Origin of the sequence: Asticcacaulis sp. AND118 (assembly GCF_020535245.1) — a bacterium.
In the GTDB taxonomy this organism is placed as follows: Bacteria; Pseudomonadota; Alphaproteobacteria; order Caulobacterales; family Caulobacteraceae; genus Asticcacaulis.
The window spans coordinates 373,087-398,745 of record NZ_CP084910.1; the positions used below are offsets into that span (position 1 = coordinate 373,087).

26 protein-coding genes are annotated in these 25,659 nt (G+C 63.3%); 16 read left to right on the forward strand and 10 right to left on the reverse strand.

What is annotated here, in order from left to right:
* Positions 1-42: 42 nt before the first annotated feature.
* The gene (acnB, locus tag LH365_RS01760; RefSeq protein WP_226744505.1) at positions 43-2,631 is read right to left on the reverse strand and encodes a bifunctional aconitate hydratase 2/2-methylisocitrate dehydratase; all 2,589 of its coding nucleotides are present in this window, start codon (positions 2,629-2,631) and stop codon (positions 43-45) included.
* A gap of 182 nt (positions 2,632-2,813) precedes the next feature.
* Positions 2,814-3,368 carry a DUF2239 family protein gene (locus tag LH365_RS01765; RefSeq protein WP_226744506.1) on the reverse strand — a complete coding sequence of 185 codons (555 nt, stop codon included), beginning with the start codon at positions 3,366-3,368 and terminating at the stop codon, positions 2,814-2,816.
* A gap of 70 nt (positions 3,369-3,438) precedes the next feature.
* Between LH365_RS01765 and LH365_RS01770 the strand changes: the two genes are divergently transcribed.
* Entirely contained in the window at positions 3,439-3,777 is a 339-nt protein-coding gene (locus LH365_RS01770; protein ID WP_226744507.1) for a GIY-YIG nuclease family protein, read from the forward strand.
* Between the two features lie 138 nt (positions 3,778-3,915).
* Positions 3,916-4,254 carry an endonuclease domain-containing protein gene (locus LH365_RS01775; RefSeq protein ID WP_226744508.1) on the forward strand — a complete coding sequence of 113 codons (339 nt, stop codon included), beginning with the start codon at positions 3,916-3,918 and terminating at the stop codon, positions 4,252-4,254.
* A 153-nt stretch (positions 4,255-4,407) separates the two neighbouring features.
* Here the strand turns inward: LH365_RS01775 and acnA are convergent, their stop codons facing one another.
* Positions 4,408-7,086, reverse strand: a complete 2,679-nt coding sequence (gene acnA, locus LH365_RS01780; protein ID WP_226744509.1) for an aconitate hydratase AcnA — start codon at positions 7,084-7,086, stop codon at positions 4,408-4,410.
* Positions 7,087-7,293: 207 nt separating this feature from the next.
* Here acnA and ccmA point away from each other — a divergent pair, with 207 nt between their 5' ends.
* The 5 genes from ccmA (at position 7,294) to LH365_RS01805 (ending at position 10,287) form a co-directional block, all read left to right on the forward strand.
* A complete protein-coding gene (ccmA, locus tag LH365_RS01785) occupies positions 7,294-7,920 on the forward strand; it encodes a heme ABC exporter ATP-binding protein CcmA (RefSeq protein WP_226744510.1) in 627 nt (208 codons plus the stop codon).
* A 147-nt stretch (positions 7,921-8,067) separates the two neighbouring features.
* Positions 8,068-8,742, forward strand: a complete 675-nt coding sequence (gene ccmB / locus LH365_RS01790) for a heme exporter protein CcmB (protein WP_226744511.1) — start codon at positions 8,068-8,070, stop codon at positions 8,740-8,742.
* 98 nt (positions 8,743-8,840) lie between these two features.
* Complete coding sequence (locus tag LH365_RS01795; RefSeq protein WP_226744512.1) at positions 8,841-9,575, forward strand: heme ABC transporter permease; 735 nt, start codon at positions 8,841-8,843, stop codon at positions 9,573-9,575.
* On the forward strand, positions 9,575-9,751 hold the full coding sequence (gene ccmD / locus LH365_RS01800; RefSeq protein ID WP_226744513.1) for a heme exporter protein CcmD: 177 nt from the start codon (positions 9,575-9,577) through the stop codon (positions 9,749-9,751). Before LH365_RS01795 ends, ccmD begins: the two co-directional genes overlap by 1 nt.
* Positions 9,748-10,287 carry a DsbE family thiol:disulfide interchange protein gene (locus LH365_RS01805; RefSeq protein WP_226744514.1) on the forward strand — a complete coding sequence of 180 codons (540 nt, stop codon included), beginning with the start codon at positions 9,748-9,750 and terminating at the stop codon, positions 10,285-10,287. Before ccmD ends, LH365_RS01805 begins: the two co-directional genes overlap by 4 nt.
* 287 nt (positions 10,288-10,574) lie before the next feature.
* On the opposite strand, the gene LH365_RS01810 is transcribed toward LH365_RS01805, so the two are convergent.
* The gene (locus LH365_RS01810; RefSeq protein WP_226744515.1) at positions 10,575-11,429 is read right to left on the reverse strand and encodes a prephenate dehydratase; all 855 of its coding nucleotides are present in this window, start codon (positions 11,427-11,429) and stop codon (positions 10,575-10,577) included.
* Positions 11,430-11,772: 343 nt separating this feature from the next.
* Between LH365_RS01810 and LH365_RS01815 the strand changes: the two genes are divergently transcribed.
* Positions 11,773-12,486, forward strand: coding sequence for a cytochrome c family protein (locus tag LH365_RS01815; RefSeq protein ID WP_226744516.1), 714 nt, complete (start codon positions 11,773-11,775; stop codon positions 12,484-12,486).
* A 61-nt stretch (positions 12,487-12,547) separates the two neighbouring features.
* On the opposite strand, the gene LH365_RS01820 is transcribed toward LH365_RS01815, so the two are convergent.
* Both LH365_RS01820 and LH365_RS01825 read right to left on the reverse strand, forming a co-directional pair.
* On the reverse strand, positions 12,548-13,402 hold the full coding sequence (locus LH365_RS01820) for an NlpC/P60 family protein (protein WP_226744517.1): 855 nt from the start codon (positions 13,400-13,402) through the stop codon (positions 12,548-12,550).
* Positions 13,403-13,534: 132 nt separating this feature from the next.
* Entirely contained in the window at positions 13,535-14,950 is a 1,416-nt protein-coding gene (locus LH365_RS01825; RefSeq protein ID WP_226744518.1) for a M17 family metallopeptidase, read from the reverse strand.
* Between the two features lie 129 nt (positions 14,951-15,079).
* On the opposite strand from LH365_RS01825, the gene LH365_RS01830 reads away from it, so the two are divergent.
* Together LH365_RS01830 and LH365_RS01835 are read left to right on the forward strand one after the other, a co-directional pair.
* The gene (locus LH365_RS01830; protein WP_226744519.1) at positions 15,080-15,922 is read left to right on the forward strand and encodes a tetratricopeptide repeat protein; all 843 of its coding nucleotides are present in this window, start codon (positions 15,080-15,082) and stop codon (positions 15,920-15,922) included.
* Positions 15,923-16,301: 379 nt separating this feature from the next.
* Entirely contained in the window at positions 16,302-17,354 is a 1,053-nt protein-coding gene (locus LH365_RS01835) for a ribonucleotide-diphosphate reductase subunit beta (protein ID WP_226744520.1), read from the forward strand.
* A 130-nt stretch (positions 17,355-17,484) separates the two neighbouring features.
* On the opposite strand, the gene LH365_RS01840 is transcribed toward LH365_RS01835, so the two are convergent.
* The 3 genes from LH365_RS01840 to LH365_RS01850 form a co-directional block, all read right to left on the reverse strand.
* Positions 17,485-18,285, reverse strand: coding sequence for a hypothetical protein (locus tag LH365_RS01840; RefSeq protein WP_226744521.1), 801 nt, complete (start codon positions 18,283-18,285; stop codon positions 17,485-17,487).
* A gap of 1 nt (position 18,286) precedes the next feature.
* Positions 18,287-18,571 (reverse strand): HPr family phosphocarrier protein, encoded by a 285-nt coding sequence (locus LH365_RS01845; RefSeq protein WP_226744522.1) that lies wholly within the window; start codon positions 18,569-18,571, stop codon positions 18,287-18,289.
* Between the two features lie 270 nt (positions 18,572-18,841).
* The gene (locus tag LH365_RS01850) at positions 18,842-19,636 is read right to left on the reverse strand and encodes a FadR/GntR family transcriptional regulator (RefSeq protein WP_226743926.1); all 795 of its coding nucleotides are present in this window, start codon (positions 19,634-19,636) and stop codon (positions 18,842-18,844) included.
* Positions 19,637-19,962: 326 nt separating this feature from the next.
* On the opposite strand from LH365_RS01850, the gene araD1 reads away from it, so the two are divergent.
* On the forward strand, positions 19,963-20,985 hold the full coding sequence (gene araD1 / locus LH365_RS01855; RefSeq protein ID WP_226744523.1) for an AraD1 family protein: 1,023 nt from the start codon (positions 19,963-19,965) through the stop codon (positions 20,983-20,985).
* A gap of 193 nt (positions 20,986-21,178) precedes the next feature.
* Here araD1 and LH365_RS01860 read toward each other — a convergent pair whose 3' ends face one another.
* Entirely contained in the window at positions 21,179-22,597 is a 1,419-nt protein-coding gene (locus LH365_RS01860; RefSeq protein ID WP_226744524.1) for a short-chain fatty acyl-CoA regulator family protein, read from the reverse strand.
* A gap of 333 nt (positions 22,598-22,930) precedes the next feature.
* Here LH365_RS01860 and LH365_RS01865 point away from each other — a divergent pair, with 333 nt between their 5' ends.
* The 5 genes from LH365_RS01865 to LH365_RS01885 all read left to right on the forward strand — a co-directional run bounded on the left by LH365_RS01865 (position 22,931) and on the right by LH365_RS01885 (position 25,614).
* Complete coding sequence (locus tag LH365_RS01865; protein ID WP_226744525.1) at positions 22,931-23,119, forward strand: hypothetical protein; 189 nt, start codon at positions 22,931-22,933, stop codon at positions 23,117-23,119.
* Positions 23,116-24,441: an isocitrate lyase gene (gene aceA / locus LH365_RS01870; protein WP_226744526.1), complete on the forward strand. Its 1,326-nt coding sequence runs from the start codon at positions 23,116-23,118 to the stop codon at positions 24,439-24,441. The genes LH365_RS01865 and aceA overlap by 4 nt, the downstream gene beginning before the upstream one ends.
* Before the next feature lie 12 nt (positions 24,442-24,453).
* Complete coding sequence (locus LH365_RS01875; RefSeq protein ID WP_226744527.1) at positions 24,454-24,663, forward strand: hypothetical protein; 210 nt, start codon at positions 24,454-24,456, stop codon at positions 24,661-24,663.
* A 271-nt stretch (positions 24,664-24,934) separates the two neighbouring features.
* On the forward strand, positions 24,935-25,147 hold the full coding sequence (locus tag LH365_RS01880; protein ID WP_226744528.1) for a zinc-finger domain-containing protein: 213 nt from the start codon (positions 24,935-24,937) through the stop codon (positions 25,145-25,147).
* Positions 25,147-25,614, forward strand: coding sequence for a VOC family protein (locus LH365_RS01885; protein ID WP_226744529.1), 468 nt, complete (start codon positions 25,147-25,149; stop codon positions 25,612-25,614). Before LH365_RS01880 ends, LH365_RS01885 begins: the two co-directional genes overlap by 1 nt.
* The last annotated feature ends 45 nt before the right edge of the window (positions 25,615-25,659 follow it).

Consider the following 25,659-nt stretch of genomic DNA (forward strand, 5'->3'; position numbering starts at 1 on the left):
CGGGGTGCAGGGGTCTGCGACCCCTGCGAGACTTAACCCGGACTATTCCGCGGCGACGGTGCTGGCCACATCGGCATATTCTTCGATCTGGTCGAAGTTCATATAGCGATAGACTTCCGCGCCGTTGGCGTTGATGACGCCCATGTCGGAGAGGTACTCTTCGACGGTCGGCAGGCGACCCAGCTTCGAGGCGATGGCGGCCAGTTCCGCCGACGACAGGAAGACGTTCGAGTTCTTGCCGAGGCGGTTGGGGAAGTTGCGGGTCGAGGTGGAGACGACGGTGGCGCCTTCGCGGACCTGAGCCTGATTGCCCATGCACAGCGAACAGCCCGGCATTTCCATGCGCGCGCCGGCGGTGCCGAGGACGTTGTAGTGGCCTTCCTTGGTCAGTTCGGCGGCGTCCATCTTGGTCGGCGGGGCGACCCACAGGCGCGTCGGTATGTCCTTTTTGCCGTTAAGCAGCAGGGAGGCGGCGCGGAAGTGGCCGATATTGGTCATGCACGAGCCGATGAAGACTTCGTCGATGGCCGTGCCCTGAACTTCGGACAGCAGGCGCGCGTCGTCCGGATCGTTCGGCGCGCACAGGATCGGCTCATTGATGTCGGCGAGGTCGATGTCGATGATGTGGGCGTATTCGGCGTCGGCGTCGGCTTCCATCAGCACCGGGTTGGCCAGCCAGTCTTCCATCGCCTTGATGCGGCGTTGCAGGGTGCGGGCGTCGGCGTAGCCGTCGGCGATCATGTTCTTCATGAGCACGATGTTCGAGGTCATGTACTCGATGATCGGCTCCTTGTTGAGCTTGACGGTGCAGCCGGCCGCCGAACGTTCCGCCGAAGCGTCGGTCAGTTCGAACGCCTGTTCGACCTTGAGGTCCGGCAGGCCCTCGATTTCGAGAATACGGCCCGAGAAGGCGTTGATCTTGCCCGCCTTGGCGACGGTCAGCAGACCGGCCTTGATGGCGTAGTAGGGGATGGCGTGGACGAGGTCGCGCAGGGTGATGCCCGGCTTCATGTCGCCCTTGAAACGGACGAGGATCGATTCCGGCATGTCGAGCGGCATGACGCCGGTCGCTGCACCGAAGGCCACGAGGCCCGAACCGGCAGGGAACGAGATGCCGATGGGGAAGCGGGTGTGCGAGTCGCCGCCAGTGCCGACCGTGTCCGGCAGCAGCAGGCGGTTCAGCCACGAGTGGATGACCCCGTCGCCCGGACGAAGCGCCACGCCGCCGCGGTTCGAGATGAAGGCGGGCAGTTCGCGGTGGGTCTTGACGTCGACCGGCTTCGGATAGGCCGCGGTGTGGCAGAAGGACTGCATGACCAGATCGGCGGAGAAGCCGAGGCAGGCCAGGTCCTTCAGTTCGTCGCGGGTCATCGGGCCGGTGGTGTCCTGAGAGCCGACCGTGGTCATCTTGGGCTCGCAATAGGTGCCCGGACGGATGCCCTGACCTTCGGCGAGGCCGCAGGCCTTACCGACCATCTTCTGCGCCAGCGTATAGCCCGCCGTCGAACCGGCGGGCGGCACGGGCAGGCGGAATTCGGTCGAGGCGGCGATGCCGAGGAACTCACGCGCCTTGGCGGTCAGCGAGCGGCCGATGATCAGGTTGATGCGGCCGCCGGCCTGCACTTCGTCGAGGATGACGTGCGATTTCAGGGCGAACTCGGCCACCGTCGCGCCGTTCTTCTCGATCTTGCCCTCATAGGGGTAAATGTCGATAACGTCGCCCATGTGAAGGTTCGACACGTCGACCTCGATGGGGAGCGCGCCGGAATCTTCCTGCGTGTTGAAGAAGATCGGAGCGATCTTGCCGCCCAGCGTCACGCCGCCGAAGCGCTTGTTCGGCACGTACGGGATGTCTTCACCGGTGGCCCAGATGACCGAGTTGGTCGCCGACTTGCGCGACGAACCGGTGCCGACGACGTCGCCGACATAGGCGACGAGGTGGCCCTTGGCCTTGAGGTTTTCGATGAACTGGATCGGACCGCGCTTGCCGTCTTCTTCGGGCGTGATGCCGTCACGGGCGTTCTTCAGCATGGCGAGGTAGTGCAGCGGGATATCCGGGCGCGACCAGGCGTCCGGCGCGGGCGACAGGTCGTCCGTATTGGTTTCGCCGGTGACCTTGAACACGGTGACGGTGATCTTGTCGGCGACCTTGGGGCGCGAGGTGAACCATTCGGCGTCGGCCCACGACTGGATGACGCCCTTGGCGTTTTCGTTGCCGGACTTGGCCAGTTCGGCGACGTCGTGGAAGAAGTCGAACATCAGAAGCGTCTTCTTCAGCGCTTCGGCGGCGATGGCGCCCACGTTGGCGTCGGTCAGCAGGTCGATCAGCGGCTTGACATTATAGCCGCCAACCATGGTGCCCAGAAGCTGGGTAGCCTTTTCGCGGCTGATCAGCGCGACCGGGAAGTCGCCGTGCGCCACGGCCGACAGGAAGGAGGCCTTGACCTTGGCGGCGTCATCGACGCCGGGCGGCACACGGTAGGTGATCAGGTCGAGGAGGAATTCCGCTTCGCCGGCAGGGGGATTCTTGATCAGTTCGATCACATCGGCGGTTTGCTGCGCGGTCAGCGGCAGGGGCGGAATGCCAAGCGCGGCGCGCTCGGCCACATGGGCGCGATAGGCTTCAAGCATCGGTACACCTTAAAGTGTAAGGGTCTGAGGGCAGACTTATAGAGTCCTTACGCTGCGCATATCGCAGGCGCGAAGCCTTGCATAGGGCGCGGGGGTAAAATGGCCGTGAAAGCGTGCAGAATTTTGCATGGGTGAAGCGTGTTTTTTATATTTGAACGATGCTTTTGGCCATGACGCGGGCGTTAGGATTGCGACCTATTTGCATCCAGATATTGCAGGATTTCCCTGCCGATGTCGGCGGGCCACGCGGCCAAGCGTTTGGTCAGGGCGGCGGTATCTCCTGCAAACAAGGCGCGTGAGGCCTCTTCGAAGCCTTCACGGTCTCCGGCCAGCGTGACCATGACCTGATAAGCGGCGTTGGTGCGCGCCTTGAGGTCGGACCCGCTCTTGCGCGCCGCGTCGATCAGTTTGCGCAGCGTCACCGACGCGCCGCCCGGTTGTTGTGCCAGCCAGTCCCAGTGCCGGGGCAGGAGTGTGACTTCGCGCGCCACCACGCCCAGTTTCGGTCTGCCGCGTCTGGCGGTTTCGGTAACGGGCGTATATCGCGCGGCTATCTCCTGTGCGTCGCCGCGCAGGTCGAGATCGACCACCTTGCCGGTCTCGCGATCGAAGATGAGAACGGGGGCGTCGGGTCGGTTATCGGTCGCCTGCCGGGCGGTAAGTGCGGCTTCGGCGGGGCTGCCGAGGATCAGACGTTTGGCGTCCTGAAACACGGCGTAGAGAGGTTCGGAATCCATCACGGCCTCAAAATTTATTTTACCCGGATAAAAATATCGGTTACGAACGCCCCTGTCAAAGGAGAATGTCATGGATGCTCATGAAAAGAAGGCTGCGGTCGCCGCCTATAAGGAGCGCAAATCGATCAGCGGAGTCTATGCGGTGATCTGCAACGCGACGGGTGAGGTCTGGGTGGGCGCCAGCCGGAACCTTGAGGCGCAGCAAAACGGTCTGTGGTTCACACTGAGGTTGGGCCATCACATCCACAAGTCGTTGCAGGCCGTCTATCATGAACACGGCGCGGAGGCGTTTCGTTACGAAGAACTGGACCGTGTGCCGGAAGACTATTCCGACATGGCGCGCAAGGATGAGCTGAAGCGCCGCAAGGCTCTGTGGCAGCAGAGATTGCAGGCAGAGGGATTGCTCTAATCATTCCTCCCCAGTTTACTGGGGAGGGGGACCGCACGAGCGAACGTAGTGAGTGAGATGTGGTGGTGGGGTATCTTAATTTCTTGGACACACCCGCTAGCGTGTTCATATGACTGATGTCCCAAACCAAAGATCGCCTTGGCCCGTAAGCTGCGCAAAGCGCAAAACCTGTCGGAGTGGCTTATCTGGGAACGGTTGAAAGATCGCAAATCTTTGGGTGCCATCTTTCGCCGTCAGCATGCTATCGGGCCGTATATTCTCGACTTCTATTGCTTCAAAGCCCAGCTTTGCATTGAGATTGATGGAACCTTGCATGGGGAAGAGACGCAACGCGCCAAGGACATGCAGCGCGATCAGTGGCTTCAGAGTCAGGGCCTGACGGTCTATCGAATTACTGCCGCCGAAGTGCTGCGTGATGCCGATGCGGCGGCGGATGGGATTATCCAATTGGCTTTGGCGCGGATCGCACAAAATTAAGATACCCCACCACCACATCTCACCTTCGGCTCGTGCGGTCCCCCTCCCCACCAAAGGTGGGGAGGAATGATAAAAAGAAAGCCCCGCTGTTGCCAGCGAGGCTCCCTGTATCGAGGTGCAGGAGGCGAGCCTCCTGCATAATGATCCGCGATTTTACCCGCGCGCCAGATTGCGCAGCACGTAGGGCATGACGCCCCCATTCTTGAAATATTCAAGCTCGGTCGGGGTATCGATGCGGCAGCGGACCGGGAAGCGGGCCACCTTGCCGTCCGACGCGCGGAACAGTTCAACGATCAGTTCCTGACGCGGCTGGACGTTTTCGAGGCCGCGGATGGTGACGATCTCCTCACCGGTCAGGCCCAGCTTCTGCCAGCCGTCGATCTTGAACTGTAGCGGCAGCACGCCCATGCCGACCAGGTTCGAGCGGTGGATGCGTTCGAACGACTCGGCGATGACGGCGCGCACGCCTTGCAGCTTGGTGCCCTTGGCCGCCCAGTCGCGCGACGAGCCGGTGCCGTATTCCTTGCCCGCGAAGATGACCATGTTGCGGCCTTCGGCCTTGTAGCGCATGGCCGCGTCGTAGATCGGCATGACATCGCCCGACGGGAAGTGCCTGGTGACGCCGCCTTCGATCTCAGGCGTGATCTTGTTGCGGATGCGGATATTGGCGAAGGTGCCGCGCATCATCACTTCATGGTGGCCGCGGCGCGCCCCGTAGGAGTTGAACTCCGACACCGGCACGTCGTGATCGGTGAGCCACTTGCCGGCAGGCGAGGTCTTCTTGATCGAACCGGCCGGCGAGATGTGATCGGTGGTGATCGAGTCGCCGAAGATGCCCAGCACGCGCGCTTCGACGATGTCGGTGACGCGTTCGGGGGTCATGGTCATGCCCTCGAAATAGGGCGGGTTGGCGACGTAGGTCGAGGTGGCGTCCCACTGATAGGTCTGACCGCCCGAGACGGAGATGGCCTGCCAGTGTTCGTCGCCCTTGAAGACGTCGGCGTAGCGGGCGCTGAACTTGTCATGGGTGACGTTGGCGCGCTGGATCTCGGCGATCTCGGCGTTGGTGGGCCAGATGTCGCGGAGATAGACCGGCTCGCCATTGCTGCCGGTGCCCAGAGCATCGGTCGAAAGGTTGACGTTCAGCGAACCGGCCAGTGCGTAGGCCACGACCAGCGGCGGCGAGGCCAGATAGTTGGCGCGCACGTCGGGGTTCACGCGGCCTTCAAAATTGCGGTTGCCCGACAACACCGAGCAGGCGACGAGGTCGGCTTCGTTGATGGCCGCCGAAATGGCTTCGGGCAGCGGGCCGGAGTTACCGATGCAGGTGGTGCAGCCATAGCCGGTCAGGTTGAAGCCCAGCGCGTCGAGGTCTGCGGTCAGGCCGGCGGCATTGAGGTAGTCGGTAACGACCTGAGAGCCGGGGGCCAGCGAGGTCTTGACCCACGGCTTGGTGGTCAGGCCCAGCGCCTTGGCCTTGCGCGCCACCAGACCGGCGGCGATCAGCACTGAGGGGTTGGAGGTATTGGTGCACGAGGTGATGGCGGCGATGACCACATCGCCGTGCTTGACGCTGTAGTCGCTGCCGGCGACCGGCACCGAGCGGGTTTCGTCGCCCGACTTGTTAAACTCGCCCGTCAGCGCCTTGGCGAATTCCGAAGCGGCGTCGGTGAGCAGAACGCGGTCCTGGGGACGCTTGGGGCCGGCCAGCGACGGCAGAACGCTGCCGAGGTCCAGTTCCAGCGTGTCGGTGAAGACCGGATCGTTCTCCGGATCGAGCCACAGACCCAGCTGCCTGGCATAGGCCTCGACCAGAGCGACGCGCTCCGGGTCGCGGTTGGTGGCGGTCAGGTAGTCGATGGTGGCCTGAGACACCGGGAAGAAGCCGCAGGTGGCGCCGTATTCCGGGGCCATGTTGGCGATGGTCGCCTGATCTTCCAGCGACATCGAGGTCAGGCCCTCGCCGAAATATTCGACGAACTTGCCCACCACGCCCTTTTTGCGCAGCATCTGGGTGATGGTCAGGACGAGGTCGGTGGCGGTCGCGCCTTCCGGCAGGCGGCCGGTCAGCTTGAAGCCGATGACTTCGGGGATCAGCATGGGGATGGGCTGACCCAGCATGGCGGCTTCGGCTTCGATGCCGCCGACGCCCCAGCCGAGCACGCTCAGGCCATTGACCATGGTGGTGTGCGAGTCGGTGCCGACCACCGTGTCCGGATAGGCGACTTCGCCGCCGCCGGCGACATTGGTCCACACGGTCTGGGCCAGATATTCGAGGTTCACCTGGTGGCAGATGCCGGTGCCCGGCGGCACGACGCGGAAATTGTTGAAGGCCGACGAGCCCCAGCGCAGGAAGTTGTAGCGCTCCATATTGCGCTCGTATTCGCGATCGACGTTTTTCGTCGCGGCGTCGGCCGTGCCGAAATAATCGACCATGACCGAGTGGTCGATGACCAGATCGACCGGGTTGAGCGGGTTGATCTTGGCCGGATCGGCCCCCAGCTTGACCATGGCGTCGCGCATGGCCGCAAGGTCCACAACGGCAGGGACGCCGGTGAAGTCCTGCATCAGGACGCGGGCCGGACGGAAGGCGATCTCGTGCTCGACCGAGCCCTTGTTGTCGATCCAGTTGGCCAGCGCCTGAATATCGCCTTTGGAGACGGAAACGCCGTCTTCGTTACGCAGCAGGTTCTCCAGCAGAACCTTCAGAGAGGCCGGAAGCCTGGAAATATTGGGCAGGCCGTTGGCTTCGGCGGCCTTGAGGTTGAAATAGGTGTAGGTCTTTTCGCCGACGGTGAGTTCGGCCTTCGAAATAAAGCTGTCGAGAGACATGGTCGCTTTTCCTTCCGACCGCGGAGGGTGGGAACATCGCGGCCCCCAATGGGCCTGAACCGGCGTCGCGCGCCCAGCGATGACGGACGCACAGGGTACCGTCCAAGGTCGCGCGGTTACCGGCCGATGGCGCGGTCAATTGCCTTCTAAACCGCTTCCGGTTACTCGTCTATGACGAAGCCCCCGGCAGTCAGAAGTTTTGTATTAATGGACGTAAATCTGGAGATCGTTTCCCTGAGCCTGAAGAAGGGCTATCGGCGCCTGATCCACGACCTGTCGTTCGCGGTCGCGCCGGGGGAATGCGTGGCGCTGACCGGGCCGAACGGCGTGGGTAAGACGACGCTTCTGCGCGCTCTGGCCGGGTTTATCCGGCCGGATGCCGGGCGTGTGCGCTATGGCGGCGTCGATCCGGACGGGGCTGCGGCGGGACAGGCGCACTATCTGGGCCATGCGGAGGCCCTGTCGCCGGGGCGTCTGGCCGGGGCGGAGCTGGCGTTTCAGTGTACGTATCTCGGCGGGACGGCTGAGGGGCGGGTCGAGGCGGTTAAGCGGCTGAACCTCGCGCCGCTGCTCGATCTGGAGACGCGGATGCTGTCGGCAGGGCAGAAGCGGCGTTTGTCATTGGCGCGGCTGATCATGGTCAAGCGGCCCGTGTGGCTGCTGGACGAGCCGATGTCGCCGCTGGACAGCGAGCATCGGGCGAAGCTGGCGGCGTTGATGACAGAGCATCTGAGCCAAGGCGGGCTTATCGTGTGCGCGGTGCATGATGCCCTGCCGTTCGAGGTGCGGGAACTGCGGCTGACCCCTCCGGTGATGGAGGCGGTGTATGGGTGACGCCGCCATTTCTCCTCCCTTGCAAGCCTTTTGGCGCAGCGGGGGAGGTGGCGCAGCTTGTCTGCGACGGAGGGGGCATTCGACCCGTGCCGCCCCCTTCACCACTTCGTGGTCCCCCTCCCCCGCTACGCAGGGGAGGAGAAAAATATGACACTCCTCTCCACTTCTCTCGCCCTGCTCAGACGCGACCTGTCCCTTTCACTTGCACGCGGTGGGGGGCCGGTGCTGGCGGCCGGGTTCTATCTGACTCTGATGGCCATGGTGCCGCTGAGCCTTGGGCCCGAATCGCAAACCCTGTCGAAGATCGCGCCGGGCCTGACCTGGCTGTGTCTGGCGCTGGCCTCGCTTTTGTCTTTAGAACGCCTGTTCGAGCGCGATTACGAGGACGGCGTGTTCGACCTGCTGCGCACCGGACCGCTGGCGCTGGAATGGGTGGCCTTTCTCAAATGTCTGGCGCAATGGCTGGGGACGGGGCTGATTCTGTCGCTGATGACGCCGGTGGTGATGATCGTGCTGGGCGCGCCGGCGGACGTGGCGGGGCTTGCCCTGATTGCCGCCCTGATCGGTTCGTTCAGTTTCGCCCTGATCGGCGGCGTGGGGGCGTCGCTGACCCTGGGCTCGCGCAAGGGCGGTGTGCTGATCGCGCTTCTGGTCCTGCCGTTTTATGTGCCGCCGGTCATCTTCGGCGCAGGCCTGATGCAGGCCTTTGTTACCGGTGCGCCTGTCGTTCAGGCCCTCAGCCTGCTCAGTGCCTATGGCCTGTTCGCGCTGGCGCTCGGCCCCATCGCCATGGGCGCGGCGTTGCGCAGCGCGCTTAATTGATACGCGCCGATGAGCCCCCCTCACCCTAACCCTCTCCCCGCGGGGGAGAGGGGATTTCCTCTCTTGCCGCCTATTCCTGAAAGCCGTATGTCACCATCATGATCTTAAGCTGGCTGGCCAATCCGGAACGTTTTTCCAAGGTGTTCGCGCCCGTGCGTCCGTGGGTGGCCGGGCTGGCGGCGGTGCTGTTCGTCTGGGGGCTCTATCTCAGTTTTGCTTCGCCTGAAGACTATCAGCAGGGCGACACGGTGCGCATCATGTATATCCACGTCCCGGCGGCGTGGATGGCCCTGTTCACCTACCTCGTCATGGGCGTGGCCAGCTTCTTCGGCCTGATCTTCCGCCATTCTCTGGCCGATGCCGCCGCCAAGGCCGCCGCGCCCATCGGCGCGGTGTTCACGGCGCTGGCGCTGGTCACCGGCTCCTTGTGGGGCAAGCCCATGTGGGGGACGTGGTGGGAATGGGACGGACGCATGACCTCGGTGCTGGTGCTGTTCCTCTTCTATATCGGCTACATCGCCTTGCACGCCTCGATCGAGGACGAACAGCGGGCAGCGAAATCGACCGCTATTCTGGCCCTGATCGGGCTGGTCAACCTGCCGATCATCAAGTTTTCCGTCGACTGGTGGAACACCCTGCATCAGGGGGCGTCGGTCTTCCGCGCCGACGGGCCGACGGTCGCGCCGGCGATGCTGTGGCCGCTGCTGATCATGGCGCTGGCCTATAAGGCCTTGTTCGTCTGGCTGTGGTTGCTGAGGATCGATGCGGAGATTCTGGGGCGCAAATATAACGGCCTGCGCGCGCGGTTGAGCTTCCGAGAAGGAGGGGCGTGATGGACCTCGATATGGGCAAATATGTACTGTTTGTCTGGGGCAGCTACGGCCTCAGTGCCGTGGCGCTGATCACGCTGACGGTTCTAAGCGTAAATACCCACCGCGAGCGGGCGGCGAAGCTGAAGGCGCTTCAGGACCAACTGGCCGCCGAAAAGGCGCAGAAGGTCGACGCATGAAACGCCTGCTACTGGCTGTGCCGCTGGTTCTGCTGGTGGGGCTGCTGGCCGTGCTCGGCTGGTACAACTTCCACAAAAAGACCGAATACGCCCCGGCGGAGCTGGTCGGTAAGCCGGTGCCGGAGCGCGCTCTGACCGACCTGCGCGACGGCTCGCTGGCGTCTTTGCAGGAGATCGCGCGGGCGTCGGGCAAGCCGGTGCTGGTCAATATCTTCGCTTCGTGGTGCACGCCGTGTTTGGCCGAACACCCGTATCTGATGGACCTCAAGGCCAAAGGCGTCATCATCATTGGCATCGATCATAAGGACACGCCGATCAATGGCTTGAGCTTTATCGAAAAGCACGGTGACCCCTATGCGCGCATCCTGTCCGACGAAGACGGTCAGATGGGGCTCGATCTGGGGATTTCAGGCGTGCCGGAGACGTTTATCGTCGGTCCCGACGGCGTGGTGATCGACAAGATTACCGGCCCGATCGTGCCGGAAACCCTGCCTGTGGTTTATACGGCCGTCAGCGAAGGGACGAAGCTGCCATAATCTTATACCTCCCCGCCTATGGCGGGGAGCCGGGCGGCCTGTGCCGGGGACCATTTGCGAAGCAAATGGTGGTGGGGTGCCTTGCTGTATGCCACCTGCACAGCTTGTTGAAGTTAAGAAAGAACCCCCCCCACCACCTCTCACCGCCGTTGGCGACTCGTGCGGTCCCCCTCCCCAACAAGTTGGGGAGGTATAGAAATAGCAAAGCCCTCCTGACAGTGCCGGAGGGCTTTGAAACTTCCGGGGTGAAGGGGCCGGCTGGCCCCTTCGTCTCAATCTCCTGGAGATCAAACCCCTTGCGAGGCGCGGAAGGGGTCCATCGGATAGACGCCCAGCAGTTCCACCTCTTCGGCGAAGAAGGCCAGTTCCTCGAAGGCCAGTTTCAGCAGGCGGTCGCTGGGGCGGCCCTCGACCTCGGCATAGAAGAAGGCCGAGATGAAGATGCCGTCGCGGATATAGCTTTCCAGCCGGATCATGTTGACGCCATTGGTGGCAAACCCGCCCAGCGCCTTATACAGCGCCGCCGGGATGTTACGCACGCCGAAGACGAAGCTGGTCAGGATGCGGCCTTCTTCTGACGGCTCCGTCACCTCGCTCTGGGCGCTCAGGACCAGAAAGCGCGTGGTGTTGTTGTGCGCGTCTTCGAGATTGCGGCGCAGGATTTTCAGCCCGTACAGTTCGGCGGCGATTTCCGGCGCGATGGCGGCGCGGGTCTTTTCGCGCGTTTCGCTGAGGCGGCGGGCGGCGCCGGCGGTATCGTGGTAGATTTCCGGCAGGATGCCCAGCGCGTTCAGCGAGTGGCGGCACTGCATCAGCGCCATGGTGTGCGAAAAGGCCACCTTGATGTCCGACAGTTCGGCGTCCGGCGTGCCCATTAGCGTCATCTCGATGGGCAGGAAGCGCTCGCCGATGATCTTCAGTCCCGAATGCGGCAGGAGGTGATGAACGTCGGCCACCCGGCCCGCCAGCGCGTTTTCGACCGGGATCATGCCCAGCGCGCACTCGCCCGCCGCCACCGCCGCAAACGCCGCCTCGAAGGTCGGGAAGGCGGTCGGTTCGTGATCGGGGAACCAGCGGCGGCAGGCCTGATGGCTGAAGGCACCGGGTTCGCCCTGATAGGCGATCTTGGGGGAGGCGGTCATGACTTTGCGTAACCTGAAGGACGGAAAGCGCCGTATCTGCCTGTCTTTCCCCCGTTTTTCAAGGCTTTCGAGGCTTGTTGTGGATAGCGCTGGAAATAAACCGCGATTTGGCTTAGAGGCAGGAGCGTACCCGCGGCCTCAGGGCCGGGTGTGACGATTTGACACAGGGGGCCGGACGGGGCGGAACCGCGCGAATGGCGGCTTGCCTATCGGGGCCTTTTCGTGTCAGAGAACAAGGATAAATAGCCGCACCCGGCATTGCCCCCTTGGGACCCCTTGGGGGCGGTCCGGTCAAATCTGCGGTTGAACGCTGGGATATAGAGAGTCGGGACGTCGAGGCGGCATGAGCGGTAATCTGCAGTTTAACAAGATCATGGCGGCGGGCCTGATGGCGGCGCTGGCTATCGTCGTGGTGCGCGTCGGCGTCGACGCCCTCTACCACACCGAGCCGCCGGAAAAGCCGGGCTACGCCATCGAGGTGGCCGAGACCGAAGCCGGTGGCGGCGCGGCGGCGGCCGAGATCGATCCCGATTGGGGCACGGTTCTGCCGACGGCGGATCTGGCCGCCGGTGAAAAAGCCTTCGGCAAGTGCGTCTCGTGCCATAATGTCGATCCGGCCAATGCCAATATGACCGGTCCGGGCCTGTGGGGCGTGGTCGGTCGCGCGACCGCTTCGCACGCGGGCTTTGCCTATTCCGACGGCATGAAGGCGCACGCCGCCGAAGCGCCGACCTGGACCTACGATCAGCTCTATCACTTCCTCGGCAACCCGGCGAAGTGGGTCAAGGGCACCAAGATGGGCTTTGCCGGCATCAAGAAGCCGGAAGAGCGTATCGCCCTGATCGCCTATCTCCATTCCAAGGGCTCGACCGGTTACGCCATCCCCGCGCCCGATCCTGCGCGTCAGCCCGGCGCAGCGCCGGCTGCCGGTGAAGCTCCGGCGCAAGCCGCGCCTGCCGAGGGTGCGGTGGCTACGCCGCCTACCGGCTCGACCTCCGGCGGTCCCGCTGCGGCGGGTTCGGCTTCGGCCTCCGCGGCGCCTGCGGCGGCGCACTAAATCCGATAAAGAAAAAACCCGCCGGGAACGGCGGGTTTTTTTGTGTCTGAATGTCGGTGCCTCAGAGCCTGCGGAAGGCGATGGGCTTGCCCACCCCGGCGGCTTCGATACGATCCACCGCGTCGCGCAGCGGCTCGATGACCGTCTTCATATGGTGGCCGTTGGCGTGGATGATGTGGTCCTCGTCGCGCATGATGGCGACGTGGCCCTTCCAGAAGACGAGATCGCCACGATAGAGGCCCTTGAGGTCCGTGCCGATGTCGAGCGCATCGCCCATGTGCGACTGCATGTCCGAATCGCGCGGGCAGGCCTGACCGACGGCATAGAGCGCCTGCTGCACCAGACCGGAGCAGTCGAGCCCGTCGCTTTCGCGGCCGCCCCACTGATAGGGCGCGTTGAGGTAGGTTTCGGCGACGCTGACATAGTCGTGGCCGAAGGCGGTGAAATCCGACAGGTGCGCGGTGTAGATCCAGCCGAGATCGTTGAGTTGGGAATATTTGCCGTCCTCAGCGGTGACGCTGACCAGCGCGTTGAGGCTGAGGGCGCAGTTGATGCGCGATTTCAGGTTCGGCTCGGAAAAGACGTAGCTGCGCAGGGTCGACACATAATGGGTCGGCACGAACCAGTCGCGCGACAGGTCGGTTTCGCGCACATAGCCGCAATAGCCGTCGCGCAGGGCCTGACCCCAGACGTAGTCGCGCGAACGCTCGATAACCCGGAAGCGCTCACCGAACAGCAGTTGGTCCAGTTGTTCGGCGCTGTCGTTCGGGGCGGAGCGGATGGCGCTGACCGGCGCGGCGCAAGCCAGGGTTTCGCCCACCACGAAGCTTTCCGCCCGCATCAGGCCCTGAAGGCGCTGATCGGCCTTGCCGTCCTTGAACGGCGTCATGCGCGGGTCGAAATCGTCGTGGGCCATTCTGCTGCCTTCACTCTCACCATCATGCCCTTTTCACCTGTTTAACCTTCGTAAAAAAGTCTTAACAGAGAAAGGCTTAGAGGCTGACGATAGCGCAAAGATGCGAATGTCCGGTTAATGGCGGAACGATCGTCAGAGATCGCGGATCAGCCGGAACGCCGCGCGCAGGGTCTGCGCCTCGGCCCCGACAGGGAAGCCCGGACGGCTGCGCGGGTTCCAAGCATAGAGGTCGAAATGCACCCAGGCCCCGGTCTGTGGCGCGAATTTTTTCAGAAAGAGGGCGGCGGTGACCGAACCCGCCTGCGCCCAGCCCTGCGGATCATTGCGCAGATCGGCGATGTCCGATTCCAGCGCATCGCGATAACCGGCCCACAAGGGCATGCGCCACAGCGGGTCGTTCTCGGACAGGGCCGCGACCTCCAGCCGCCGCGCGATGTCCTCGTCGTCGGTGTAGAAGGGGATGACCTCCGGTCCCAGCGCCACGCGCGCCGCGCCGGTCAGGGTGGCGAAATCGAGCGTCAGGTCGGGCTGAAGCTCGGTGGCCCGCGTCAGGGCGTCGGCGAGGATCAGGCGGCCTTCGGCATCGGTATTGCCGACCTCGATCGATTTTCCGGCGCGCGAGGCGATGATGTCGCCGGGGCGGAAGGCGTCGCCGGAAATGGCGTTTTCGACCGCGCTGATCAGCACATGCAGCCGCACGCGCAGGTTCGCCCCCATGATCAGCCGCGCCAGGCCCAAAGCGTGGGCTGCGCCGCCCATATCCTTTTTCATCAGCCCCATGCCGGCGCCGGACTTGATATTCAGCCCGCCGGTGTCGAAGGCTACGCCCTTACCCACCAAAACGACGGTCGGTTTAGGCGCGTCGCTCAGGTCCTGAATGTGCGGCGTCCAGTCGATCTCGATAAAGCGCGGGGCGCGTTTGTCGACCGCGGCGCGGCCGACGGCGTGCACGGCGGGAAAGTTCTCGCTCAGTAGCTCGTCGCCGCTGATGACGGTGATATTGGCGTTGAACTCGGCGGCCAGTGCGCGGGCAGCGGCCTCTATCTCCGCCGGGCCCATATCGTTGGCGGGGGTGTTGACCAGATCGCGGACCAGATCGTGCGCCGAGACCTCCAGCGCGATGGCGTCCTGCGCGGCTGTATCGAGGTCGGCCGCGTCAAGCTGCACCTCCTCGCGCAGGTTGCGGCCCGCCTTGTAACGGTCGAAGACGTAAGACCCTAGTTGGAAGGCCACGTGTATGGCCTTGCGGTCCAGCGCGGCGTCGGTCTTCAACCGCCATACGCCTTGCGGCAGTTGCGCCGGTAAGGCGCGGAAACACAGAGGGTTATAGGCCTTGCGCGCCCCCAGCCCGAACCAGGCCGACACCCCGCTCTTGCCCGTCGGCAGCAGGACCAGCGACCCGGCTTTACCCGTGAAAGCGCGGGCCTTGAGGAAGGCCGCATCGGCTGCGTCCAGGGCCGCCAGCGCGCTTTCCGCCTCGTCTTCGAACAGGCCGTAGATGATGTTTTCGGCCTTGGCGGCGGGCGGGGTCGGCAGGGGCTTGGGCATCTGGGTTCTCTGGTCGCAATCTCTGATTGGCGTGGATTTAACCTTATATTTAGGTCTCTAAATCAAAGCTTAAAGTCCATCTGTTTTTGCGAGGCCAGAACGCCTCCCGCTGTATCCGGGGTGTCCCGCATGACACGTCTCGCGTCTGTCCTGATCCTTGCCGCCGGCCTGCTGGCCGCGCCTGCCCTGACGTCTTCGGCCCTTGCCGATGAGGCCAGGCCGAACAAGGCCGCGCTCAAAAACGTCAAAGTAGCCGAAGAGGCCGCGCAACCCAAGTTCATCAAGGCCAACAAGCAGGAACGCGAAGCGGCGATGCGCATGGAGCCTCTGGCCCGCGCCGCTTTCTTCAATCGCGAATATGCGGGAGATCCGACCGATGTCGAAGCAGGGCTGGCCCTGTCCGATGCTCAGCGCGCGCTGGGCAACCCCAAGGAAGCCGCCGATACGGCGCACCGCGTCCTGCTGTTCGCGCCGAAGAATTACGAGGCCCTGCTGGCGGCGTCGCGGGCGCACATCGCCGACAACAACGCTTTCTTCGCCATCGACCTGCTGCAAAGCGCAACGGAGTTGAAGCCCGACGACTGGCGCGCCTTTTCGCTGCTGGGCGTGGCGCTGGACGAGTCGAGGCGCAGCGACGAAGCCATGCCCATGTGGGACAAGGCGCTGACCCTGTCGCCGAACAACCCCGCCGTCCTGACCAATCAGGCCATGTTCAAGGCGGGCCATGGCGACCTCGCTCAGGCCGAAGCCCTGCTGCGCCGCGCCGTGGCCCTGCCGGGCGCCAGCGTGCAGGTGCGCCAGAATCTGGCGCTGGTGCTGGGGATGCAGGGCAAGCTGCCAGAGGCTGAGAAACTCCTGCGTCAGGACCTGCCGCCGGACGTGGCGGACAAGAACCTCGCCTGGCTGCAATCGGCGCTCAAACCGGCGGACGCCAGCCCGGCCCGCGACTGGAACAGCCTCAAGGGCGGGTAAAAGTACTTTATTCCTCCCCATCTTTGATGGGGAGGGGGACCATCAAGCGTAGCGAAGATGGTGGTGGGGTATCTTGCGATACATCCACCGGCTTAGTCCGCTGAAATTCAGTAAGAACCCCCACCCCCACATCTCACCGCCGTTGGCGGCTCGTGCGGTCCCCCTCCCCAACAAGTTGGGGAGGTATATTATATTCCGACTCCAAACGTCCCTGTCAGGTGTGTTAAACTCTGTTAACGCCCATGCGACTCACCTCGTCAGGTGAAAACATCCCCAGACCGCGACAATGTGCACACACAAGATGTAGATATTCATCTGGTGTTAACCACAAATAGTGGTGATATAGGGGCCAGTCAGTGTCGATTCGGAAGGTCTTTCCATGAGCCTCATCATCCCCGGTTCCCAGCCCAAGGCGGGCCTGCTCACCCCCTCGATCGCCTATAAGCCCTTCCGCTATCCGTGGGCCTTCGACTTCTGGCAAAAGCAGCAGCAGGTCCACTGGCTGCCCGAGGAAGTGCCGCTGGGCGAGGACTGCAAGGACTGGGCGTCCAAGCTGAACGACAACGAGCGCAACCTGCTGACCCAGATCTTCCGCTTCTTCACGCAGTCGGACATCGAGGTTCAGGACAACTACATGGAAAAATACGGTCGGGTGTTCAAGCCGACCGAGATCAAGATGATGCTGTCGGCCTTCGCCAATATGGAGACCGTCCACATCGCCGCCTACGCGCTTCTGCTCGAAACCATCGGCATGCCGGAATCCGAATTCGGTGCGTTCATGGAATACGAGGCCATGCGCGACAAGCACGACTTCATGCAGAAGTTCGGCGTGGACAGCGATGCCGACATCTGCCGCACGCTGGCTATGTTCGGCGGCTTCACCGAAGGGCTGCAACTGTTCGCCTCCTTCGCCATGCTGATGAACTTCCCGCGCTTCAACAAGATGAAGGGCATGGGCCAGATCGTGTCGTGGTCGGTGCGCGACGAATCCCTGCACTGCGAAGGCATCATCAAGCTCTATCACGCCTTCAACAAGGAAACCGGTGCGGTGACCAAGTCGGTCGCCGACGACATCATCGACTGCTGTAAGACCGTCGTGAGCCTCGAAGACAAGTTCATCGACCTGTCGTTCGAAATGGGCCCGGTCGAAGGCATGACCCCCGACGACATCAAGCAGTACATCCGCTACATCGCCGACTGGCGTCTGCGCCAACTGGAACTGCCGGAAGTGTTCGGCGTGCAGGAAAACCCGCTGCCCTGGCTGCAGGTCCTGCTGTCGGGCGTCGAGCACGCCAACTTCTTCGAAGCCCGCGCCACAGAATATTCCAAGGCCGCGACCAAGGGCGCGTGGACCGGCGGCGAAGGCGTGTGGGATGCGTTCGATACGCTGCTCAAGAAGCGCTCGGAAGCCACGCGCGGCGTGAATGTTTAAGGAGTAAAGGCTTCCGGGGTCAGTTGACCCCGGACCCCATGAATTACAAAGCGCTCCATCGGTTGCCGGTGGAGCGCTTTTTTGGTTTCGGGGTCTGGGGCCTGCGGCCCCAGAGTCTTCTAAACTTGGCTTAAAACAGCTTCTCAGGCCGTTTCTGCAAGGTGCAGTAGCCTTCCTCGTACTCGCCCGGCCCTTCCTTGATCACGGCTGAGCCGCCTAGCGGCAGCTTGCCGTCGGTGCGGCGGGCGAGGTAGGCCCCCGTATAGCGGTCGAGCGTCACGCGAAGCTGCGCGCCGCGCTTGGTGCGGGCGTTATAGAGGTCGTAATAGTTGGGGCTGATCGTCACGCGGCATTCGATGGTTTCGCAGGCGGTGTCTTTCAGCAGGCTTTCGTGGCGCGGGTCGGCCATCACCATTTTGAAGCGCGCGGTGTCGTCGGGAAAGACGGCCGACAGGCCGACTTCCAGATAGAACTGGCCTTTGGAGATGAGGCCTTTGGGTCCGACCACCTGGGTTTCGCACTTCATGTCGTGCGTGACGCTGGGCAACAGGGACAGGGGAGCCGAAGTATCCACCGGTGCGATCGGCGCCGTCTGGGCGATGATGGCCGGCGGAGGCGGAGGGACATGGGCAGGCGTGGGCACTGCAATAGGTGTGACCGGATGGGCCTCGACCCTGGCGATGGTCGGGTGTGGGGCCGGAGTGGCCTGCAATTGCGTGTAGGGGATCGGGGCGTCGGGCAGCTTGGGCGCGGGGGCGACGACCTTGGGTTTGGGCTTGGGCTTGGGGCGCGGCCTGGGTTCAGGCTTGGGTGCGTCCGTGGTTGTCTCTTCGCCCACAGGACCGGTCGAGCCCTCGCCGTCGGGCGGCTCGGCATGGGCTGCCGCCGTCAGCGCCGCGCAGGTCATGAGGAGAAGGGCGAGGCGCTTCATCTCAGGACTCTTCGCCGAAGCGGTCGGAGACCAGCGCCACCAGTGCGTCTACGGCGTCCTGCGCCTGATGGCCTTCAGCCTCGATGTCGATGAAGGTGCCTTTGGAGGCGGCCAGCATCAGCAGGCCCATGATCGACTGCGCATCGACGCGCGAGTCGTCCTTCAGCACGTAGATCTGGGCGTCGTACTGGGCGGCGGTCTTGACGAACTTGGCCGACGCGCGGGCGTGCAGCCCTTTATCGTTGACGATTTCGACGCGTGCCGAGATGGGAGTGGAGTCGCTCATGGGGCCCTGTACCGGTAATGGCGGCGATTTTAACCGCGTCTGTCTTAGCGGGTCGTTAACACCTGTTTACCGTAAAGGCCATCTGCCGTGTTGTTGGGTTGCGAAGAGAAGATTGGCCACGGAAAACACGGAAAGCACGGAAAGGCGCGTTGAAGCGTTGAGCCCGAAGGGCCTCAAATCAATGCGTTTCAATAGCCAGATGGGGGCGCTTCGCGCCGATTATCCACGCAATGAAGTCCGTGCTTTCTGTGTTTTCCGTGGTTAAAATTCTTATCCCCTCGGTTCGAGGTATTGCGTCTGCATGGAGCGTTGTGTGTCTTCGAGGGCCATGCGGATGAGGGATTCCATGCACCATCGGGCGGCGCCGGCGTCCTGGCGCTTGATGGCGTCGAAGACCCGCCGGTGGTCAGGCACCGGGTCGCGCGTCAGGGCCTGATGGCGCTGCTTGAAGCGCGTCGACCAGGCGACCGCGGCACCGATCGAGTGGCTCAGCGATGCCAGCGCCTCGTTGTGCGTGGCGTGCATCAGCGCGTCGTGGAAGTCGAGATCGGCTTTTCGCCCGGCTTCGGTCGCCAGCGTCTCGGACTGCATGAGGTCGAGCGCCTTGTCCATGATGCGCAGGTGATCCTCCGTCCGGCGCAGGGCCGCCAGTTCCGCCGCCGCCGGCTCGGTGATCAGGCGCAACTCGAACAGGCCCTTGATGAAGTCTTCCGACGGCTCGGTCTCGAACATCCAGCCCAGAACCTCCGGATCGAGCACGTTCCAGCGGCGGCGCGCGGTGACGCGCGTGCCGGCCTTGGGGCGGCTCTCGACCATGCCCTTGGCCGCCAGAATGCGGATGGCCTCGCGATAGGCCGAGCGCGAGATATCGAGCGTCGAGGACGAGTCGATCTCGTTGGGCAGGACCTCGCCGGGCTTGTAGACGCCCCTGAGGATGTCGACGCCCAGACGATGGGCCAGCGCCCCGTGCAGGCGGCCCTGAAAATGCACACCGTAAGCGGCGGCTTCGCCACGCGCGGTATGGGAACGGTCGAGCGGTGCGGGGCTGGGGCGGTTTACGGTCATTCAGGTCCCTGTCGTTTATTCCCTCTCCCTTGAGGGAGAGGGTCGGGCCGCATTGCGGACCGGGGTGAGGGGGGCAAAGGTGGGAAAATGTCCTACCTCCGCGCAGTAGCAGAAACGGTGTTGCGCACGCCCCTCATCGAAGAATGGCTGGCCGATCTGCCCCCTCACCCGCCGCTGACGCGGCACCCTCTCCCTCAAGGGAGAGGGGAAAGTTTGAGAATCTCCCGGTGATCATAAACACGATTTGACAAACGGCAAAGTCGAGCCTAATTCGTCACGAAGAATTGTCTGAGTTTTAAGAGCAATTATCCTCCGAGGAGCGACCCATGACCCTTCGCCTGATCCAGTTTGTCGATGCCCACGGGGCGCGCGGCGTGGCCGCCGGAGAGGATGACGGCTCGGCCAGGGTCATTCTGGGTGTGACCTCGACCTACGAACTGGCGCGGGCCGCCATTGCCGCCAAGCGCTCGATCGTCGATCAGGTCAGGGAACAGGGTCTGGGCGAAGCGGTGGACATCAGGCTGGCGCTTTCGGAAGGCCGCGTGCTGGCCCCGATCGACCATCCGGATGCGGCGCACCTGCACCTGACGGGTACGGGCCTGACGCACCTCGGTTCGGCCGAGGGCCGCGACAAGATGCACGCCAAGGCCAAAGACGCCGCCAAAGACGCGGGCGGCGAGGAGAACCTGACCGACTCGATGCGCATGTTCCTGATGGGCGTGAAGAACGGCAAGCCGGCGTCGGGCACGGCGGGGGCGCAGCCGGAATGGTTTTACAAGGGCAATGGCCACGCCCTGGTCGGTCCGGGCGCCGAACTGGTGTCGCCGGGCTTTGCCGAGGACGGCGGCGAGGAGCCGGAAATGGCCGGCATCTACGTCATCGGCGACGACGGTCAGCCGTACCGCACCGGCTTTGCACTGGCCAACGAGTTCTCGGACCACGTGACCGAGAAGCAGAACTATCTGTGGCTGGCGCACTCCAAGCTGCGTCCGGCCAGCCTGGGGGTGGAGATCCTGACGGGCGACCTGCCGCGCCATGTCGAGGGCACGTCGAAGATCGTGCGCGGCAACGAGGTCATCTGGGAAAAGCCGTTCATCTCGGGCGAGGACAATATGTCCCACACGTTCGAGAACCTTGAGCACCACCACTTCAAGTACGAACTGTTCCGGGTGCCGGGCGATGTGCACGTGCACTGCTTCGGCACGGCGACAGCGAGCTTTGCCGACGGCGTCAAGACGCAGGCCGGCGACGTGTTCGAGATCGACGCCCGACCCTTCGTCCACGCGCTCAGAAACCCCCTCAAAACCACCGAACCCGTCGCGCAGACCGCCAAAGTCCTCAGGCTTTAGGAGGTTCCCTCCTCCCTGTGCCGATGGCGTGGGGAGTGGCTCCGAGTGTAACGGGGAGACGGAGGGGACGACGCAGTCTGTCCGTTTGTCGTACAACTATAATCAGGGCCTGTGTCCTTCCGTCTTCCGAGACATCCCCCTCCGTCACGCCTTCGGCGCGCCACCTCCCCACGCTAAAGCGCAGGGAGGAGAGTTACTGTGCAAACGGAAACGCCGTGGCCGACTTGATCCACTCATCGACGGCCAGGGTCTTGGTCACCGGCGGGGCGGCGCGTTCGCGGCAGTTGGGACGTTCGCACAGCCGGCACATGGGGCCGGTCTCCACGGCGGCAGGGTTGGTGAGGTCCAGCCCCTTGGCATAGACCAGCTTGTCCGCGTATTTCAGATCGCAACCCAGTCCCAGCGCCTGTTCGCTATAGGCCCCGCCGTCCCAGCCGCGCAGGCCCCGGTCGAGCGTACGCGCCAGCGTAAAATATCGGGCCTTGTCCGGCGTTTCGATCACCTGAGTCAGCACGCGGCCCGGCGACTGAAACGCCTGATGGATGTTCCAGCGCGGGCAGGCCCCGCCGAAGCGCGAAAAGGGAAACTTGCCCGCAGCGAAGCGTTTGGAGACATTACCCGCGGAATCGATGCGCATCATGAAGAAGGGCACGCCGCGACGGCCCGGTTGCGACAGGGTGGTCAGGCGGTGGGCCGCCTGCTCGAAGCTGACGCCGAACGGGGCGCGCAGCAGTTCGAGATCGTAGCCGCAGGCCTCCGCCGCCTCGTGGAAGCGGCCGTAGGGCATAAGGGTCGCGGCGGTCAGATAGTTGAGGAGCGCGATCTTGAACATGCGGCCCGATGCCAGATCGGGTGCCTTGGCGCGTTCGACGCGGGCGTTCAGTTCATTGCCGTATAGCGACAAGGCCAGTTGGTAGACGATAGCGAAGACGCGCGACGAGGGGGCCAGCGTCTCCGACAGCATCAGGCGGCGCCGGTGCGGGTCGTAGCGGCGCTGGTAGATCAGCATGACCGAGGCCGGCATGAAGCGCACGCCGATGCCGAAATCGCTTTGCAGCTTGCGTTCGGCGGCGGCTTCGAGTGTGTGCGCATCGCCCCCCAGCGCCTCGAACAGGGCCTCGCCGCGTTCATCGAAGTCCGGGAAGTGGTTGTTGGCCGCCTGCACCTGATCGCGGGTCCAGTCGGCGGGGGAGTGTTCGTTGAGGATTTCCGCCGAACCGAGGTCGATCACCTCACGCACCTTGCGCTCCTTATAGGCGCGGTACAGCCGCAGCATGGCCTCGGCCACCGTGGGGGAGGCGGCGACCAGATCGGCGATTTCGCGGCGCGGCGCGTGCAGGTCCTTGAACAACGGATCGCTCAGCACCTCGGCCAGATCGGCCTCGCCCGACGGGTCGGCCTCCGAGGTGAAGCTGCGCATGTCGAGGTCATAGGTCGAGGCCAGTTTCAGCAGCACCTGCGCCGTCACGGGGCGCTGATTGCGCTCCAGATGGTTGAGGTAGGAGGGCGACACGCCAAGGTCTTCGGCCATGCGCGTCTGGGTCAGGTTCAGATCGTGCCGCAGGCGCTTGAGGCGGCCCCCCAGGAAGAGTTTGCGATCAAGTTCGGACATGTTTTCCACTCTCCTCCCTGCGGCGAAGCCGTGGGGAGGTGGCATTTGGCAAAGCCAAATGACGGAGGGGGATGGCGCCAAGCTTTGCAGCGTGGCCGATCTTCGGAGTCGTCCCCCTCCACCGCTGCGCTTCGCTGGCGGTCCCCCTCCCCATCGCTGCGCGACAGGGAGGAGATAAGATGAGTCATTTAGTCATAAATTTACAAAAATTGCAAGGTCGGGTTTTGCTAAATGACGCGAGAGATGGGCTGAAAAACCTACACTTGTGAGGATTTGAAGCGCTTAATCGTCTCATCACACAGCGCGGCCCTGCCGCCAGAAAGGAGACGCATTATGACAAATATATCCATATTTACACCGTTTCTGAGCCCGTTCGACCTGGCTACCGCTTACGTGTCTTCGTTCGGCGCAGCGGCGGTGTTGTCGCGTCAGGCCACCCTGATGGCCCACCGTGAAAGCCTCAGCCGCGAAATTTCGCTGACGCGAGCCCAGCCCCAGCCCCACCCGGAGACCCTGTCATGACCACTTTCGAGCAACTGGTGCCCAATGCCCCCAAGGGCCGTTTCGACGGCATCACCCGTCCGTACACGCCGGAAGAGGTAATGCGCCTGCGCGGTTCGGTGCATATCCAGAACACGCTGGCCGAGCGCGGGGCCAACCGCCTGTGGCAACTCCTGCACGAAGAGCCGTTTATCAATGCGCTGGGGGCCGTCACCGGCAATCAGGCCATGCAGATGGTGCGGGCGGGCCTCAAGGCCATCTACCTCTCCGGCTGGCAGGTGGCGGCGGATGCCAATACCGCTTCGGCCATGTATCCGGATCAGTCGCTCTACCCGGCCAATGCCGCGCCCGAACTGTGCCGTCGCATCAATCGCACGCTTCAGCGCGCCGATCAGATCGAGCATTCGGAAGGTGGCGCGAAACGAGATTGGTTCGCGCCCATTGTGGCTGACGCCGAAGCCGGTTTCGGCGGGCCGCTGAACAGTTTCGAGATCATGAAGGCCTTTATCGAGGCCGGTGCGGCGGGCGTGCATTTCGAGGATCAACTGGCTTCGGAAAAGAAGTGCGGCCACCTCGGCGGCAAGGTGCTGGTCCCGACCCAGGCGCATGAGCGCAACCTGATCGCGGCGCGTCTGGCGGCCGATGTGATGGGCGTGCCGACGCTCACCGTGGCGCGGACGGATGCAGAATCGGCGCAACTGATCACGTCCGACATCGATGAGCGCGACCATCCGTTCATCGAGCGCGACAGCCGCACGCCGGAAGGCTTCTTCCGCCTGAAGGCCGGTACGGGCCTCGATCACTGCATCGCGCGCGGTCTGGCCTATGCCAAATACGCCGACCTGCTATGGTGGGAGACCTCGCATCCGGACCTCGACGATGCGCGCCGCTTTGCCGAGGCCGTGCACCGCGAACATCCGGGCAAGTTGCTGGCCTATAACTGCTCACCGTCCTTCAACTGGAAGGCCAGGCTGGACGAGGCGACCATCGCCAAATTCCAGCGCGAACTGGGGGCGATGGGCTATAAATTCCAGTTCGTCACGCTGGCCGGGTTCCACTCGCTGAATAACGGCATGTTCGAACTGGCTTCGGGCTACCGCGACCGCGGCATGGCGGCCTATTCCGAGCTTCAGCAGCGCGAATTCGCCAACGAAGCGGCGGGCTACACCGCCACCCGCCACCAGCGCGAAGTCGGCACCGGCTATTTCGACAAGGTCGCCCTGACCATCAGCAACGGACAATCGTCCACCACGGCTTTGAAGGACTCCACGGAGACCGCGCAATTTTACCCCGCGCTCAAGCAGCGAAGCGGTAGCGCAACTGAAATGACACCTGCCGAGTAAAGGAGAACGACAATGAATACCTACACCCGTCCCGACACCATCATCGACTTCTGTCTGGCCCCGCTGCAACTCGATCCGCGCTCCGAGGCCTCGCGTGAGACCCGCCGCCGACTGGAGCACGTGCTGCGCACCTATCAACTCAAGCTGGCCCAGCCGGTAGCGGTCGATTTCAGCCACATGCCGACCCTGACCATCAATGAAGCCGCTCACGGTTACGAGTAGAGTTTGATCATTCCTCCCCGACTTCTCGGGGAGGGGGACCATTTGCAGAGCAAATGGTGGTGGGGTGTCTTGCGATATGCCCCACCTGATCAGTTTACTGAAATTAAGAAAGAAACCCCACCACCACATCTCACCGACCTTTGGTCGGCTCATGCGGTCCCCCTCCCCGGCATAGCCGGGGAGGTATGATTTTTCGTCAGGCATTGTTTGACGCCCGCCGCGCGTTTCAGTAAGGCTAGGCCAAACCCCACAATCAGCGTGGCATAAGTCTATGAGCACCGTTCCTCCCCCCGAAATTATCTATGTCGATGGCCACAAGGTCGCCTGCAATGGCGGCGGCGGGGCGCTGGGCCACCCGTTGACCTATTACGAGCTGGGCGCCAATGGCGAGGTCGAATGCGGCTATTGCGACCGTAAGTTCGTCCATAAGGATCACGCGCACGACTATGTCGATCCGGCCCCGCGTCCCGAAGGCAGTCACTAATGAGGTATCTTCACACGATGATCCGTGTGAAGGATCTGGACGCCGCGCTGGATTTCTACTGCCGGGGTCTGGGCCTGTTCGAAGTGCGCCGCAATGTCAGCGAAAAAGGCCGGTTCACGCTGGTCTTTCTGGCCGCGCCGCTGGATTCGGCGACGGCGACCGTCAATGGCGGCGACCGCGCCGCGCCGCATGTCGAGCTGACCTATAACTGGCCGGACGACAATGGCGTGGCCGAAGACTATACCGGCGGCCGCAATTTCGGGCATCTGGCCTATGAGGTCGATGACGTCTACGCAACGTGTCAGCACCTGATGGATATGGGCGTGGTGATCAACCGTCCGCCGCGCGACGGCAATATGGCCTTCGTGCGCTCTCCGGACGGCATCAGCATCGAACTGCTGCAAAAGGGTCAGCCGAAACCGCCGCAGGAACCGTGGGCGAGTATGCCGAATACGGGGAGCTGGTAGGTGAAAGCCGTTCGGGATAACCGGGCGGCTTTTTTCGTTGCCCCC

Bases quoted from the DNA above. Each gene is read 5' to 3' on its own strand.
- LH365_RS01835 (WP_226744520.1), top strand. From the start codon at position 16,302: ATGAGCCTCATCATCCCCGGTTCCCAGCCCAAGGCGGGCCTGCTCACC.
- LH365_RS01830 (WP_226744519.1), top strand. From the start codon at position 15,080: ATGACACGTCTCGCGTCTGTCCTGATCCTTGCCGCCGGCCTGCTGGCC.
- ccmA (WP_226744510.1), top strand. From the start codon at position 7,294: ATGGACGTAAATCTGGAGATCGTTTCCCTGAGCCTGAAGAAGGGCTAT.
- ccmB (WP_226744511.1), top strand. From the start codon at position 8,068: ATGACACTCCTCTCCACTTCTCTCGCCCTGCTCAGACGCGACCTGTCC.
- LH365_RS01795 (WP_226744512.1), top strand. From the start codon at position 8,841: ATGATCTTAAGCTGGCTGGCCAATCCGGAACGTTTTTCCAAGGTGTTC.
- acnA (WP_226744509.1), bottom strand. From the start codon at position 7,086: ATGTCTCTCGACAGCTTTATTTCGAAGGCCGAACTCACCGTCGGCGAA.
- LH365_RS01810 (WP_226744515.1), bottom strand. From the start codon at position 11,429: ATGACCGCCTCCCCCAAGATCGCCTATCAGGGCGAACCCGGTGCCTTC.
- araD1 (WP_226744523.1), top strand. From the start codon at position 19,963: ATGACCCTTCGCCTGATCCAGTTTGTCGATGCCCACGGGGCGCGCGGC.
- acnB (WP_226744505.1), bottom strand. From the start codon at position 2,631: ATGCTTGAAGCCTATCGCGCCCATGTGGCCGAGCGCGCCGCGCTTGGC.
- LH365_RS01820 (WP_226744517.1), bottom strand. From the start codon at position 13,402: ATGGCCCACGACGATTTCGACCCGCGCATGACGCCGTTCAAGGACGGC.
- LH365_RS01815 (WP_226744516.1), top strand. From the start codon at position 11,773: ATGAGCGGTAATCTGCAGTTTAACAAGATCATGGCGGCGGGCCTGATG.
- LH365_RS01875 (WP_226744527.1), top strand. From the start codon at position 24,454: ATGAATACCTACACCCGTCCCGACACCATCATCGACTTCTGTCTGGCC.
- LH365_RS01885 (WP_226744529.1), top strand. From the start codon at position 25,147: ATGAGGTATCTTCACACGATGATCCGTGTGAAGGATCTGGACGCCGCG.
- LH365_RS01860 (WP_226744524.1), bottom strand. From the start codon at position 22,597: ATGTCCGAACTTGATCGCAAACTCTTCCTGGGGGGCCGCCTCAAGCGC.
- aceA (WP_226744526.1), top strand. From the start codon at position 23,116: ATGACCACTTTCGAGCAACTGGTGCCCAATGCCCCCAAGGGCCGTTTC.
- LH365_RS01825 (WP_226744518.1), bottom strand. From the start codon at position 14,950: ATGCCCAAGCCCCTGCCGACCCCGCCCGCCGCCAAGGCCGAAAACATC.
- LH365_RS01765 (WP_226744506.1), bottom strand. From the start codon at position 3,368: ATGGATTCCGAACCTCTCTACGCCGTGTTTCAGGACGCCAAACGTCTG.
- LH365_RS01845 (WP_226744522.1), bottom strand. From the start codon at position 18,571: ATGAGCGACTCCACTCCCATCTCGGCACGCGTCGAAATCGTCAACGAT.
- LH365_RS01880 (WP_226744528.1), top strand. From the start codon at position 24,935: ATGAGCACCGTTCCTCCCCCCGAAATTATCTATGTCGATGGCCACAAG.
- LH365_RS01805 (WP_226744514.1), top strand. From the start codon at position 9,748: ATGAAACGCCTGCTACTGGCTGTGCCGCTGGTTCTGCTGGTGGGGCTG.
- LH365_RS01840 (WP_226744521.1), bottom strand. From the start codon at position 18,285: ATGAAGCGCCTCGCCCTTCTCCTCATGACCTGCGCGGCGCTGACGGCG.
- LH365_RS01865 (WP_226744525.1), top strand. From the start codon at position 22,931: ATGACAAATATATCCATATTTACACCGTTTCTGAGCCCGTTCGACCTG.
- LH365_RS01770 (WP_226744507.1), top strand. From the start codon at position 3,439: ATGGATGCTCATGAAAAGAAGGCTGCGGTCGCCGCCTATAAGGAGCGC.
- ccmD (WP_226744513.1), top strand. From the start codon at position 9,575: ATGGACCTCGATATGGGCAAATATGTACTGTTTGTCTGGGGCAGCTAC.
- LH365_RS01850 (WP_226743926.1), bottom strand. From the start codon at position 19,636: ATGACCGTAAACCGCCCCAGCCCCGCACCGCTCGACCGTTCCCATACC.